Source organism: Christiangramia pacifica (genome assembly GCF_057221535.1).
Genome location: NZ_CM170146.1, coordinates 173,814 through 187,200, shown reverse-complemented (window position 1 = coordinate 187,200; position 13,387 = coordinate 173,814). Strand labels below are relative to the sequence as shown.

Below are 13,387 nucleotides of genomic sequence, written 5' to 3'. Positions count from 1 at the left end.
TTATGGAAGAGAAATCAGTAAATAAAACAAATAGTAATGGCTATACTTTTATGTTCGCCATTATCATGGTGGTTGTAGTAGCTGCGGTGCTTGCTTTTGCTGCAACTTCACTTCAGCCAACTCAGCAGGAAAATATCCGTAAGGAGAAAATGCAGAACATTCTTTCTACAGTAGGAATTACTACAGATAGAGATGGAGCTAAAGAACTTTACGATAAATATATTGTTGAAGAGGTTGCGATTAAAGAAGATGGAACTGTAGACGAATCTGTAGACGCATTTAAGGTTGATCTTGCGAAAGAGCTTAAGAAAGATGTAGGAGAACAGATATTTCCATTATATGTTGCCGAAGTTGAGGGATCAAGATACTATATCGTTCCTTTAAGAGGTAACGGACTATGGAACGCGATCTTCGGATACATTTCTTTAAAAGATGACGTGAACACAATTAAGGGTGCAACTTTCGATCACCTTGGTGAAACTCCTGGTCTTGGAGCAGAGATCACTAAAGAATGGTTCAAAAAGAAATTTGAAGATGAAAAGATCTTTGATTCTAATGGGAACCTGGTTGGTGTATCTGTGGTAAAAGGAAATATTGATGTTTCAGACAAAGATGATAATAAAGTAGATGCTATTTCCGGAGCGACTATTACCGGTGATGGTGTTTCTGATATGATCTCTGAAAGACTGAAGCGTTATTTGCCTTATTTCGAGAAGCAAAAGGATATTAAAGTAGCAATAAAATAATTATGGCTAAAGAGAAAAAATTCAACTCTGCTAAAGAGGAAGAGAAGAAACAGGAAATGATCCTTTTTCTTTCAGATTCTGAAGAAAAAGAGCATTTTCTTTCCAAAGGGAATAGAAAATTATTATCAGATCCTTTAGATGATAACAACCCGATTACTGTACAGGTTTTAGGTATTTGTTCAGCATTGGCGATTACAGTTCAGTTAGAGCCGGCAATCGTTATGGCGATCGCGGTAATGGTGGTAATGGCATTTAGTAACATGATCATATCAATGTTGCGTAACCTTATCCCTAGCCGTATTCGTATTATCGTTCAGCTGGTGGTGGTAGCTTCACTTGTAATTTTGGTAAGTGAGGTCTTAAAGGCTTACGCTTTTGATGTGAGTAAGCAGTTATCAGTTTTCGTAGGACTAATTATTACCAACTGTATCGTAATGGGACGTCTGGAAGCTTTCGCTTTAGGTAACGGAGTTTACAAATCTTTCCTTGACGGGATTGGTAACGCAGCAGGATACGGATTGATCCTGATCATCGTGGCATTTTTCAGAGAGCTTTTAGGTTCTGGTAAACTATTCGGATTTGAAGTTCTTGGTCATAAAGGAGCTACACTTGCTGAATCTACCGGTCTATACGCGATAGGTTACGAGAATAACGGTTTGATGTTGCTATCTCCAATGGCACTTATTGTAGTAGGGGTTATTATTTGGGTACAACGTGCAAGAAACCGTAAACTAATTGAAGAAAACTAATAGCTGAACAGCAAAAAAGTATAAAAAATGGAATTAGTTAATCTATTTGTAAGAAGTATTTTCATTGAAAATATGATATTCGCCTACTTCCTGGGAATGTGTTCCTATCTGGCGGTATCAAAAACTGTAAAAACAGCTGTTGGTTTAGGTGCTGCCGTGATTTTCGTACTGGCAATTACGGTTCCGATCAACTTTTTACTTGACAATTACCTATTGAAGCCTGGAGCTCTTAGCTGGTTAGGCGCTGAATACGCAGATGTGGATCTTAGTTTCTTAAGTTTCATCATGTTTATCGCGGTAATCGCTTCTATGGTACAGCTTGTTGAAATGATCGTAGAAAAATTTGCTCCTGCACTTTATGGTGCTTTGGGTATCTTCCTTCCACTTATTGCGGTAAACTGTGCGATCCTTGGTGGTTCATTATTTATGCAGCAAAAAGACTTCGGAGGAATTTCTGAAGCTATCACTTACGGTTTAGGAAGTGGAATTGGATGGTTTCTAGCAATTCTTGCAATTGCAGCCATTAGAGAAAAAATTGCATACTCAAATGTTCCTGCTCCATTAAAAGGTCTTGGTATTACATTTATCATTACCGGTTTAATGGCATTAGGTTTTATGAGTTTCATGGGAATTAAATTATAATCGAAAAGAAAGATTATGACAGTAATTATAGCGAGTGTAGTAGTATTTTTAGTTTTGATCCTGTTATTGGTATCCATTCTTTTGGGTGCCAAGGCAAAATTAACGCCATCAGGACCAGTAACTATCAATGTTAACAACGAGAAAGATATTGAAGTTGGTTCCGGTGGAACTTTACTTTCAACTTTAGGTGATAACAAACTTTTCCTTCCATCTGCATGTGGTGGAGGTGGAACCTGTATCCAGTGTAAATGTATTGTTGAAGAAGGTGGAGGAGCAATTCTTCCAACTGAAGAACCTCACTTTACACGTAAAGAGATCGCTGACGGTTGGAGACTTGGTTGCCAGGTGAAGGTAAAGCAGGATATGAAAATTACCATTCCTGAAGAAGTATTCGGAATTAAGAAATGGGACGCTACTGTAGTAAGAAACTATAACGTGGCATCTTTTATCAAGGAATTCGTTGTTGAGATTCCTGAAGATATGGATTACAAAGCTGGAGGATATATTCAAATTGAGGTTCCTAAAACCGAAGTGAAATTTGAAGATATGGATATCACGGCTCACCCAGAGGAACATGAGACTCCAGATAAATTCCAGGCAGAATGGGATAAATTCAAACTTTGGCCTTTAGTAATGAAAAACCCTGAGACGGTTGAAAGAGCTTACTCTATGGCCTCTTACCCAGCTGAAGGACGTGAGATCATGTTAAATGTACGTATTGCGACTCCGCCATGGGATAGAGCAAAAGACGGTTGGATGGATGTAAACCCTGGAGTTGCTTCATCATATATCTTTAGTCTTAAGAAGGGTGATAAAGTGGTTATTTCAGGACCTTACGGAGAATTCTTCATCAACGAATCTGATGCTGAAATGCTTTATGTTGGTGGTGGAGCTGGAATGGCACCGATGAGATCTCACTTATACCACCTATTCAGAACTTTGAAAACTGGTAGAAAAGTGACTTACTGGTATGGTGGACGTTCTAAGAGAGAATTATTCTATACTGAACACTTTAGAGCATTAGAAAGAGATTTCCCTAACTTTAAATTCTACCTGGCGCTTTCTGAGCCGATGGAAGAAGATAACTGGAAAGTTAAATCAAGTCTTGATGATGAAGGTGATGGATTCGTAGGATTTATTCACCAGGTAGTGATTGACAACTATCTTTCACATCATGAAGAGCCGGAAGAAATTGAACTATATTTCTGTGGACCACCGTTGATGAACAAAGCTGTTCAGAAAATGGGTGAAGACTTCGGAATTCCGCCGGAGAACATCAGATTTGATGACTTTGGAGGATAATAAATTCAATCCCGCTTCGGCGGGATTTTTTTTGCTATTATCTGAACTTAGGAAATTACTAAATAGGTCAACCTGAATTTTTTTCAGGATCTTATAGTTTTCAGATTTTATAACTAAAAGTAAGTTCGCCAGGTGATTTTCAATTTTTAATCTGCTAATTTTTATCTTTACTTCATGCCAAAATTAAATGAACAGGAACTTCATAATCTCGCGATGAATATCGTGGGAAAAGATCTTGAAGACAATGGTTACGAGTTTTTAGGAGTAAATAGTAAGTTGAAGCGAAACCCACAATTCGTCGCTCTTAAGGATACGAAACTTCACTTTGTGATCGTACGCGCGATTACTTATCCCGATGATCCAAATGCTTTTGATCCGGCCTTTATGAAAGATATAAAGGAGCATGCAGAAAAATTTAATGCCCGGACATTTTACGCCGGTGTAGGATTGGCCAATTCTTTAGATTATGATAAGCCAATTTCCAGTGATGATGATTACGTTGTGAACTATTCTGGTTGGAAAGAGTTTTAGAGGATGAGAAAGATATTTATATTGTTCACTGCTGTTTCTTTATTCATTTCATGTAATAAGAAATCTGATGTAAATAAACACGAATATTACGGAGAAGCTTTGGGAACCACCTATTCGGTTCAATATTTTTCCGATAAAGATCTGCAATTTGAAAGATCGCTGGATAGTATTCTGGATGAAATCAATTCTTCTATGAGTACTTATATCACCAAATCTGATATTTCAAGAATCAATCGAGGTGATACCACGGTAAAGGTAGATGATCATTTCGTCAAGGTATTTTATGCTTCAGAAAAGATTTATAGAGAGAGTAACGGTTTTTTTGATCCAACTGTAGGTGTATTGGTGAATGCATACGGATTTGGTCCTGGAAAGCCTTTAAATGAAATTGACAGTGCAAAGCTTGATTCTTTAAGAAATCTTGTCGGGTTTGATAAGATCAGCATCCAGAAAGATAATACCATTAACAAAGAAGATCCAGCTATCTATGTTGATTTTAATGCTATTGCCAAAGGTTACACGATTGATGTGATTGCTGAATATCTAGAATCTCATCAAGTAGAAAATTATTTGGTAGAACTAGGAGGAGAGTTGCGTGCTAAAGGAAGGAATCTCGATAGTGAAAATGAATGGATCGTGGGTATTGACGATCCTAACCAGGAACAGGGACAAAATAGAAAGTTATACGCTAAGCTCAAATTGGTAAATTCATCGATGGCCACTTCCGGTAATTACCGAAAATATCGCATGGATTCCATAACAGGTCAGAAATATGTGCATACCATAAATGCAAAAACAGGAAAAGCTGAAAAAAGCAATATTTTAAGTGCTTCTGTTCTTGCTGAGAATTGTATGCTGGCTGATGGCTATGCCACCGCATTTATGGCGCTTGGTCTTGAAAGAACCAGATCCACACTGGAGAAATTAGAAGATGTAGAAGTTTATATTCTATATTCAACTGAGAACGGCGGAATGGAGGTTTTTCAGACTCCAGGTTTTCAGAAAAATATAGTGGAGTAATTATTTATGGCACACGGGGATAATTTCACCTTTTGCCAAACGGTATTTGTCTATTTCCGTTTCAGATAATTCTGAGGTATAATCTGCTTCTTCTACCTTAAAACCAACAGCTCTTAGTTTATCAAAATAATCTCTTCCGTAAACCCGAACATGATCATATTGACCAAAGATCTTTGCACGCTCTTTAGGATCTGTTATAGTATCATCCTGAAAAGTCTCAGCTCTATCTAATTCCTGTGGGATCTGCAAAATTGCTGTTCCGCCAGGTTTTAATATTCTGAATAATTCCTGCATCGCTTTCCGGTCATCAGGAATATGCTCCAGCACGTGGTTGCATAAAATAAAGTCAAAACTTTCATCATCAAATGGCAAGTCACAAATATCTGCCTTCACATCTGCCAGAGGTGAATTAAGATCGGTAGTGGTATAATCCAGATTCGATAATTTCCTGAATCGTTTATAAAATGCCTGTTCCGGAGCAAAGTGTAAGACCTTAAGATCCTTGCTGAAAAATTCAGTTTCATTTTTCAGATAAAGCCACAAGAGTCTATGCCTCTCCAAAGAGAGGGTAGAAGGGGAAAGGACATTTTCCCGCTGATTTTCATAGCCGTAAGGTAAAAACTTCCGGAAACCGCTCCCATCTATTGGATCGGTATATCGAGAGCCTTTCAAGTAAATCTTTAAAAATGGCCTTACCAGGTAACTGGCTCTAATAAGAACAGGCCTGGGAATTTTATTTAAGGCCAGTTTAAAAAGATTACTCATTCTCTATACTTCGATATCTCCCCAGTTTTCACCCGATTTGATACGATACAATTGCATCTCAGAAACTCCAAATTGCTTGGCAAGAACTCTGATACGGGTTTTCCTTTCGGGATCTAAAAGTTTTTTCTTTAGGATTACAGCCTGTGCGTAGGTTAGTTTTGAATAAGAAGTTACCTTTCTAAGCTTTCTTTTTTTCTTATTCTCCTTTACTTTAGGACTGTTGTATTGATGTTGGACCCATTCGTCTTTGGTGGCCCAGGCCAAGTTAGAAACGCGATTGTCGTTCTTCACAAAATTTTTGTGAATCACATATTGATCGCCTTCTTTCTTCTCTAAAAACAATTCTGCAATAATGCGATGAATGTAATAAGTTTTATGCTTACCATTCTTCAATTTTACCGCGAAGTTTAAATATCCACCTACTTTTCCGCCTTTCATTAAGTCTCCTTCGGGATTTTTCAGATAACTGATCATTCTTCCGAAATTTGAGACTTTATAGATAAAGCGGTCTTCCCAGGAATCTTTATGTAGGGTTTTCCAGATTTCCTGTCTGTAACTTTTAATCATAAACTTTTGCTCTAAATTCGTCTTCTTCTTTAGTATTAATATTTAAGGATTCATAGATGTATTTAAAAGTTGATAGTAGCTCGGGTTTCCCGTCTACTAGCGCCACGTTATGTTCAAAATGAGCGCTTGGCTTATTGTCGGCTGTTAATATCGTCCAGCCATCAGGTAATTGTTTTATTCTTTTAGTTCCCATGTTTATCATAGGCTCAATAGCGACTACCATGCCTTCTACAAACTTCTTTCCACGGCCTCTTCTGCCATAATTAGGCATTTCAGGATCCTCATGCATGGTTTGACCAATTCCGTGGCCTACAAGTTCTCTAACAACTCCATAACCACGGTCTTCAGTATATTTTTGAATTGCATAGCCTACATCGCCCACGCGATTTCCGACCTTAAATTCTCTTATTCCTTCGTAAAGCGACTCTTTAGTCACTTTCAATAATTCTTTTACTTCCGGAGCCACCTCGCCAACTGCAAAAGTATAGGCGTGATCTCCGTAATAGCCATTTTTGATAGCACCACAATCAATAGAAATGATATCTCCCTCTTTCAATGGTGTATCGTTAGGAATTCCATGAACTACCTGAGCATTGGGGCTCATACATAAAGAATTGGGGAAATCGTACAATCCTAAGAAACCAGGTATTGCATCATGGTCTCTAATAAATTCTTCAGCCAATTTATCCAGTTCGAGAGTTGTTACTCCGGGTTTGATCTTAGGAGCAAGCATTCCAAGCGTTTTAGACACTATGAGTGCACTTTCACGCATCAATTCAATTTCTTCTCTGGATTTCTGTATTATCATATTCTTTCTTACAATCTTCCGAATAAACCGGTTCTTTTCTTTTTCTTTTTGATCTTGCCGGGCTGTTCCAAACTTAGCATCTGAAATATTTCGCCCCAGCCTTTCATTCCGCCCAGGTTACGGTCATCAATAAAAATATCTGCGAGGATCTTTCGGCTAATAGTGTTATCATATTCCTCTTCAGGATAACTTTTATTAATTGCGTAAAATTTAAGACCATTTTTTTCGCAGAATTCAACTGCTTCATCCAGTTTAACGCCACTGCGGTAGGTCCACAAAATAAGGCGGTGCCCTTCTTCCTGTAACTTTTTTAAAGATTCGAAGGCAAAAAGTATAGGTTTTCCAATTTCAGGAAATCTATTCTCCACTATAGTACCATCAAAGTCAACTGCTATGGTAAGAGAATTGGGCATAAAGCGAAATTACTTAATATTTTCTAATTTATAGGATACCAGCGGTCTTATCTTAGTTACTGTAAGAATTTTTGTACTCTTCTCCGCTAACTATTTTTGCTATATCCTCTTCGATACTTTCTTCCTGTGAATACTCCACAAATCTGTTCACTTCCTCACCATCTTTGTAAAATATAATTGTAGGAACTCTCTCCACATTTAATTCCTCCTCGATCTTGGAAGGAGTTTGTTTGTTATAATCTACAGCAACCATCTCCAGGTTGTCATAATCATAATTCGCTTCATCGAGAATTTTCAGCAATTTTGGAAGCTCACGTTTACTGTCACCACACCATGTACCCATTAAAAGTTTTATCTCGTAATCACCGATATTTTCCTTTATAGTGGACATAGAATTACTTTCTGGCGTGAATTCTTCATATCGAGGGGTAAACCAGCTGGAAAAAGGCTTTTGTTGGAGTTCTTCTTTCTTGAATTCACCTAAAAGCATATCTTTTTGCTCGTCTTCCAATTCAGTATTATTTGATGTTTCCGATTGAATGTTAGATTTACTAACAGTGTTACCACAACTCAAAGTGATTGCTGCTAGTAATATTAAAAATTTGTTCATATAATCTAAATTAAAGGATCTTCGGTCATTAAGTCTGGTTGGGTTATACCCATCAATTTAAGGATAGTCGGTGCGATATTACCCAACTTACCATCTTTTATATTTTTCACATCCTTATCCATTAAAATTAGTGGAACAGGATTGGTGGTATGAGCAGTATTCGGACTCCCATCAGGATTTTTCATCACTTCACTGTTTCCATGGTCTGCGATAATGATGATTGAATAATCTTTATCGAATGCTGCTTCAGCAACTTCTTTAGCGCAGGTGTCTACAGTTTCACATGCCTTAACCGCCGCATCAAAGTCTCCAGTATGACCAACCATATCTGGATTAGCGAAATTCAGACATATAAAATCAGCTGATTCTTTCTCAATTTCAGGAACTATTTTGTCTTTGATCTCAAAAGCACTCATTTCTGGTTGAAGATCGTAGGTAGCAACTTTGGGAGAATTACACATAATGCGTTTTTCACCGGCAAAAGGCTCCTCTCTTCCTCCGGAAAAGAAAAATGTAACGTGTGGATACTTCTCAGTTTCAGCAATTCTGATCTGCTTCTTACCTTCATATTCAAGGACTTCACCAAGAGTTGCTTTAATGTTGGACTTTTTGAAGATCACATTCACATTCTTAAATCTATCATCGTATTTTGTCATCGTGACATAATATAATGGTAGTTTCTTCATGTCATACTCAGGAAAATCATCCTGAGATAAGGCTTGTGTAAGCTGTCTTCCCCTGTCTGTTCTGAAATTGAAGTAGATAACCACATCTTTTTCGTTCAATCTGGCAACTGGTTCACCATTTTCATTTGTTAGTACGATTGGTTCGATAAATTCATCGCTTACATCATTGTCATAGCTTTCCTGAATCGCAGAAGCCGCATCTCTAGTTTTCTTACCAACACCTTTTACAATAAGATCGTATGCTTTTTTTACACGCTCCCAACGCTTATCCCTGTCCATCGCATAATAACGTCCAATAACCGAGGCAAGTTCAGAGTTTGTTTCTTTAAGATGTGATTGAAGTTCTTCTATAAAACCTTTTCCTGAATGTGGATCTACATCACGACCATCGGTAAAAGCGTGCACATATTTCTTTTTGACCCCCAGCTCATCTGCTGCAGTAAGCAATCCCTTTAAGTGATTGATATGTGAATGAACACCACCATCACTCAAAAGACCCATAAAGTGAATGGGTTTGTCGTTTTTGATCGCGTAACTAAAGGCTTCTTCCAGAACAGGCTCATCTTTCAACGTACCTTTTTCTACAGCCATATTGATCTTTACTAGATCTTGATAAACGATACGGCCGGCGCCAAGGTTCATATGGCCAACTTCACTGTTACCCATTTGCCCTTCTGGCAGACCAACGTTCATACCATCTGTTCTTAAAGTTGCGTGTGGAAATTTTTCCGGCAGGGAATCCATAAATGGAGTATTCGCCTTTGCGACTGCTGAAACTTCCTCGTTCTGAGTAATGCCCCAACCATCTAATATCATTAAAAGAACTTTCTTATTCATTTACGTCAATAGTTTGGGGGATAAAGATAAAAACAATTCAATGTAATGCCCGAACGAGCTTCTATAATGTTTTATTAAAACTCGTTTTTCAAATTTTAAAATTTATTGGTAGTCGATTTAAAAATTGAGACTTCATCACTAAAATTTAGAAATCTTCAAATTCAACGGACCTAAGAAGTAAGTTAACACAAAATTCGCAATTTTGATACTCATTCTTATTTAAAAATTTAACACTTTAAAATTATAATTAGATACTAATTCAATAGAGATCTCGTTCTTTATAAACCCGCTGCATTTGCCTTATTGTGCTTAATAATAAGTGAATAGGGGGGGTGAATTGTTAAAGTTGGAGTTTTTTTATAATTCTTTTTAATTTTTCGTATGTTGGCAGGACTTTTGGTTTTTATTAACAAAAATTAGAAAAAAGATATATGAAGTACCGAATTCTTAGTGTTGTTGGAGTATTAATTTTCTCATTTGCTTTTAGTAGCACAGCCGAAATCAACAATTTGAAAGAGTCCGAAATAGCCCCGGAATTACCTGTTGAAGTAAAAGTTAAGAAATCATTCGAAGAAAAAGTTGCGGATCTTTACGATGCTTTTTCGATGAATAATTCTACAATGCCTAATATTTCAGTTTTTGAAAAAGCCATTAGTGGTTATACTAAACTTGATGAAGCTGGAAAAGTTTCAAATCCGCTTTTAACCGTTATCGATTTCAACCTATCTTCAAAAAAGAAAAGAATGTGGATCCTTAATATGAATACTAAGGAGGTTGTTTTCAATACATACGTTGCTCATGGTAAAAATACGGGTGTTGAGTTTGCGAACAATTTTTCCAATAAGGTGAATTCTCACCAGAGTTCTCTTGGTTTTTACGTAACTGGTGAAACATACTATGGCAAAAACGGATTGTCTTTATTTATAGATGGTATGGAAAAAGGATTTAATTCAAAAGCACGTGAGCGTTACGTGGTAATTCATGGTGCAGATTATGCTGAACCTGAGTTTATCAATAGATATGGTAGATTGGGAAGAAGCTATGGTTGTCCAGCAGTACCAAATAAAATAGCAAAAGATTTAATCCATAAAATAAAAGGAAAGTCTGTAGTTTATATTCATAAAAGTGATAAGAACTACCTTAAAAACTCTGATTATTTAAACGTATAATTTAGCCTACGGGCTTTAGAAGCTCCCAGGTTTTTTGATCAAGATTATAGACATCATTAATAAATTTAATGGTGTCTTCTTTTTGGTAGACGGTCCAATAAAAATGATGCACATTAACCTTCTGTTTTACTGGGATCTCTGTCGTTTTTCCCGATTTTAAAATTTCTTTGATTTTTTCGTCATCATATCGCTCCTGGTCTTCCAAAAGATATTTTGCCAGGCCTAGAGCATCCTGAACTCTAACACATCCGGAGCTTTGCGCTCGGGCATTCTTTTCAAATAAATTACGCGAAGGAGTGTCATGAAGATAGATCATATATTCATTAGGATAAATGATCTTTACAACTCCGAGCGGATTGGTCGCTCCGGCTGGCTGCCTGTAGGTATATGAAAGCGCTTTTGAAGAGTTCCAATCTACACTAGAGGGATCTACCGTATTCCCACCGCTGTCATAAATCTTAATATTCTTTCTCTTGAAATACCCGATATCACGTTTAGCTCCAGGAATTACATCATTTTTTTTGATCGTTGGAGGGATGGTCCAGGTTGGATTATAAATGATATACCCAATTTCATCTGAAAAAATTGGTGTTTTGCGAACTTCGGTTCCAACCATGATCTTATGAGTTCTAACGGTATCATTATTTTTAACCACGCTAAGTTCATAATCCGGAATATTTACGATGATGTAATGATCACCCAGATCACGGGGATACCATCGCCACCTTTCAAGATTTACAAGAATTTGATGATAGCGATCTCTTCTGGTAAGATTTAAATTGGTGATCGTTGTATTTCCCAATAATCCATCCACCTGCAGATCGTGATCCAGCTGAAAATTTTCAACCGCTTCCTGAATTTCCTTATTGTAACTAGTATTGGTGCTATCAATCGGACTTTTATAATAACCAAGTTCGGTGAGTCTTTTGGTAACTTCAAATATTCTCTCGCTGTCTTCTCCTGGTTTCACCAGTCGACCTTCCGGAATTTTCGTAGATGATTTTTCATCTATTCCAGTCTTTTTGAATTCATTTAGCGCAGATTTTAATTGCTGATATACCTTGCTTTTCGGTCTTAAAGTATCCAGGCTTTTCTGAATATCGCCTTGTGAAATTGCTTTCCTCAATAATTCAGGCGCATCGATAGTGTTTAAAGGAGTTCCCCAGATTTCATGAATTTCAGTAGGATCCAGTTTTCCAGTTGCCAGATCTTCAGAAAGCCGAAGGTAAGCATCGGTTAGCAGGATTTCCAGCAGATTATTTTCTTCTTCAGAATTAGTATCTAAGGATTTGAATAATTTCTGAAGCCTCTCTCCGTGATAATCTTCAAAAAAGAGGCCTTCTTCTTCAATGTTCTCAATATTTCTAAAAAGATCTTCCCGTAATTTTCTTTCAGACCAGATGGGCTCAAACTCATTAGCCTCATAAAATTTGGAAACTTGTGTAGCATTAAAAAGCTCTTCCATTCCAGGCTCAGCATCTTCAAAAAAATCTTCAATAAGATCGTCTTCAGTAAGAAAAGTGATCTCCTCTACATCGTTACGTTCTTCAACGCCGGGAGTTTCTTTTTCCTCCTTACATGACGTAAAAATAAGAAGCAGGATAAAAATGAATTTGAGGCTGGGGCTACGCATGATTTTTAGATTGAAGATGTTCGGCCTCCATTAGGCGCGAACATCTTCATAAGATTTATGCATATCAAACTGAACCTCTGCAAATGGACAGAGAGGATCAATTTTGAGATTATGCTTTCTTGCGTATTCTACACTCTCTTTAATAAGACTCGAACCAATTCCCTGGTTCTCCATTTCTCTTTTAACTTCGGTATGATCTATTGTAAGAACATTATTTTCGTTTTTATGATAAGTCAGCTCTGCGATAAGTCCTTTTTCATTTTCGATATAGAACATACCGCGGCTGTTGTTTTCCTTATGTTTAATTTCCATAGATTATTTCTTAAAGATACCGTCTACGATACCATACTCCATTGATTCATTAGCGTCCATCCAGTAATCTCTATTGAAATCTTTCAATACTTTCTCTACCGTCTGGCCACAATTTTCAGCCAGTATCTCAGCGCTAAGATGTTTCGTTTTTAAAATTTCATTGGCGGCAATTTCAATATTTGAAGCCTGGCCTCTTGCTCCGCCGCTTGGCTGGTGTATCATAACTTTAGCGTGAGGCTGAATAAATCTTCTTCCTTTTTTTCCTGCTGAAAGTAAAATAGAACCCATAGAAGCTGCTAATCCTGTACAAATTGTTGATACTGGTGATTCCAGGCTCATAATTGTATCATATATGGCGAAACCATCTGTAACATAACCACCCGGGCTATTGATGAAAAGCTGAATTTCATCATTTCCTTCAAGATCCAGATATTCCAACCTGTCGATTACATATTTGGCAGTTTTGTCATTTACTTCGCCCCACATGTAGATCTTTCTTTTATCTAATAATTTAATGTCGATTAAGTCTTGAATCTTGCCAGTTTTATTTTTCATGAAATCCATTTATGCTTATTTAACTAGTTGTATATGTAGCTA

Annotated in this window: 16 protein-coding genes; 7 read left to right on the top strand and 9 right to left on the bottom strand. The window is 37.2% G+C overall.

Annotated elements, in window-relative coordinates:
- Positions 1–2 precede the first annotated feature (2 nt).
- From AC2S94_RS00950 to AC2S94_RS00925, 6 genes are all read left to right on the top strand, one after another.
- Positions 3–746 carry a Na(+)-translocating NADH-quinone reductase subunit C gene (locus AC2S94_RS00950; RefSeq protein ID WP_484629645.1) on the top strand — a complete coding sequence of 248 codons (744 nt, stop codon included), beginning with the start codon at positions 3–5 and terminating at the stop codon, positions 744–746.
- A 2-nt stretch (positions 747–748) separates the two neighbouring features.
- Positions 749–1,495 carry an NADH:ubiquinone reductase (Na(+)-transporting) subunit D gene (locus AC2S94_RS00945; RefSeq protein ID WP_484629644.1) on the top strand — a complete coding sequence of 249 codons (747 nt, stop codon included), beginning with the start codon at positions 749–751 and terminating at the stop codon, positions 1,493–1,495.
- A 27-nt stretch (positions 1,496–1,522) separates the two neighbouring features.
- Positions 1,523–2,137: an NADH:ubiquinone reductase (Na(+)-transporting) subunit E gene (gene nqrE, locus AC2S94_RS00940; RefSeq protein ID WP_026914367.1), complete on the top strand. Its 615-nt coding sequence runs from the start codon at positions 1,523–1,525 to the stop codon at positions 2,135–2,137.
- Positions 2,138–2,152: 15 nt separating this feature from the next.
- Positions 2,153–3,439 (top strand): NADH:ubiquinone reductase (Na(+)-transporting) subunit F, encoded by a 1,287-nt coding sequence (gene nqrF / locus AC2S94_RS00935; protein ID WP_484629643.1) that lies wholly within the window; start codon positions 2,153–2,155, stop codon positions 3,437–3,439.
- A gap of 174 nt (positions 3,440–3,613) precedes the next feature.
- Positions 3,614–3,970 (top strand): Na(+)-translocating NADH-quinone reductase subunit F, encoded by a 357-nt coding sequence (locus tag AC2S94_RS00930; RefSeq protein ID WP_484629642.1) that lies wholly within the window; start codon positions 3,614–3,616, stop codon positions 3,968–3,970.
- 3 nt (positions 3,971–3,973) lie between these two features.
- Entirely contained in the window at positions 3,974–4,990 is a 1,017-nt protein-coding gene (locus tag AC2S94_RS00925) for an FAD:protein FMN transferase (protein ID WP_484629641.1), read from the top strand.
- Here AC2S94_RS00925 and AC2S94_RS00920 read toward each other — a convergent pair whose 3' ends face one another.
- The 6 genes from AC2S94_RS00920 to gpmI are packed head-to-tail and all read right to left on the bottom strand — an operon-like array spanning position 4,991 to position 9,676.
- Entirely contained in the window at positions 4,991–5,755 is a 765-nt protein-coding gene (locus AC2S94_RS00920; protein WP_484629640.1) for a class I SAM-dependent methyltransferase, read from the bottom strand. It lies immediately after the preceding gene.
- Positions 5,756–5,758: 3 nt separating this feature from the next.
- Positions 5,759–6,322: an HNH endonuclease gene (locus AC2S94_RS00915; protein WP_484629639.1), complete on the bottom strand. Its 564-nt coding sequence runs from the start codon at positions 6,320–6,322 to the stop codon at positions 5,759–5,761.
- Positions 6,315–7,130, bottom strand: a complete 816-nt coding sequence (gene map, locus AC2S94_RS00910) for a type I methionyl aminopeptidase (protein WP_484629638.1) — start codon at positions 7,128–7,130, stop codon at positions 6,315–6,317. The genes AC2S94_RS00915 and map overlap by 8 nt, the downstream gene beginning before the upstream one ends.
- Positions 7,131–7,138: 8 nt before the next feature.
- A complete protein-coding gene (locus AC2S94_RS00905; protein WP_484629637.1) occupies positions 7,139–7,543 on the bottom strand; it encodes a BT0820 family HAD-type phosphatase in 405 nt (134 codons plus the stop codon).
- 52 nt (positions 7,544–7,595) lie between these two features.
- Positions 7,596–8,153, bottom strand: coding sequence for a thioredoxin family protein (locus tag AC2S94_RS00900; protein WP_484629636.1), 558 nt, complete (start codon positions 8,151–8,153; stop codon positions 7,596–7,598).
- A gap of 5 nt (positions 8,154–8,158) precedes the next feature.
- On the bottom strand, positions 8,159–9,676 hold the full coding sequence (gene gpmI / locus AC2S94_RS00895; RefSeq protein WP_484629635.1) for a 2,3-bisphosphoglycerate-independent phosphoglycerate mutase: 1,518 nt from the start codon (positions 9,674–9,676) through the stop codon (positions 8,159–8,161).
- A gap of 431 nt (positions 9,677–10,107) precedes the next feature.
- Between gpmI and AC2S94_RS00890 the strand changes: the two genes are divergently transcribed.
- On the top strand, positions 10,108–10,845 hold the full coding sequence (locus AC2S94_RS00890) for a murein L,D-transpeptidase catalytic domain family protein (RefSeq protein WP_484629634.1): 738 nt from the start codon (positions 10,108–10,110) through the stop codon (positions 10,843–10,845).
- 1 nt (position 10,846) lies between these two features.
- On the opposite strand, the gene AC2S94_RS00885 is transcribed toward AC2S94_RS00890, so the two are convergent.
- From AC2S94_RS00885 to AC2S94_RS00875, 3 genes are read right to left on the bottom strand one after another with little or no spacing between them, the layout of a single operon-like run.
- Positions 10,847–12,478: a L,D-transpeptidase family protein gene (locus AC2S94_RS00885; RefSeq protein WP_484629633.1), complete on the bottom strand. Its 1,632-nt coding sequence runs from the start codon at positions 12,476–12,478 to the stop codon at positions 10,847–10,849.
- A 30-nt stretch (positions 12,479–12,508) separates the two neighbouring features.
- A complete protein-coding gene (locus AC2S94_RS00880) occupies positions 12,509–12,790 on the bottom strand; it encodes a GNAT family N-acetyltransferase (protein ID WP_484629632.1) in 282 nt (93 codons plus the stop codon).
- 3 nt (positions 12,791–12,793) lie between these two features.
- The gene (locus tag AC2S94_RS00875; protein ID WP_484629631.1) at positions 12,794–13,345 is read right to left on the bottom strand and encodes a ClpP family protease; all 552 of its coding nucleotides are present in this window, start codon (positions 13,343–13,345) and stop codon (positions 12,794–12,796) included.
- Positions 13,346–13,387: the final 42 nt, after the last annotated feature.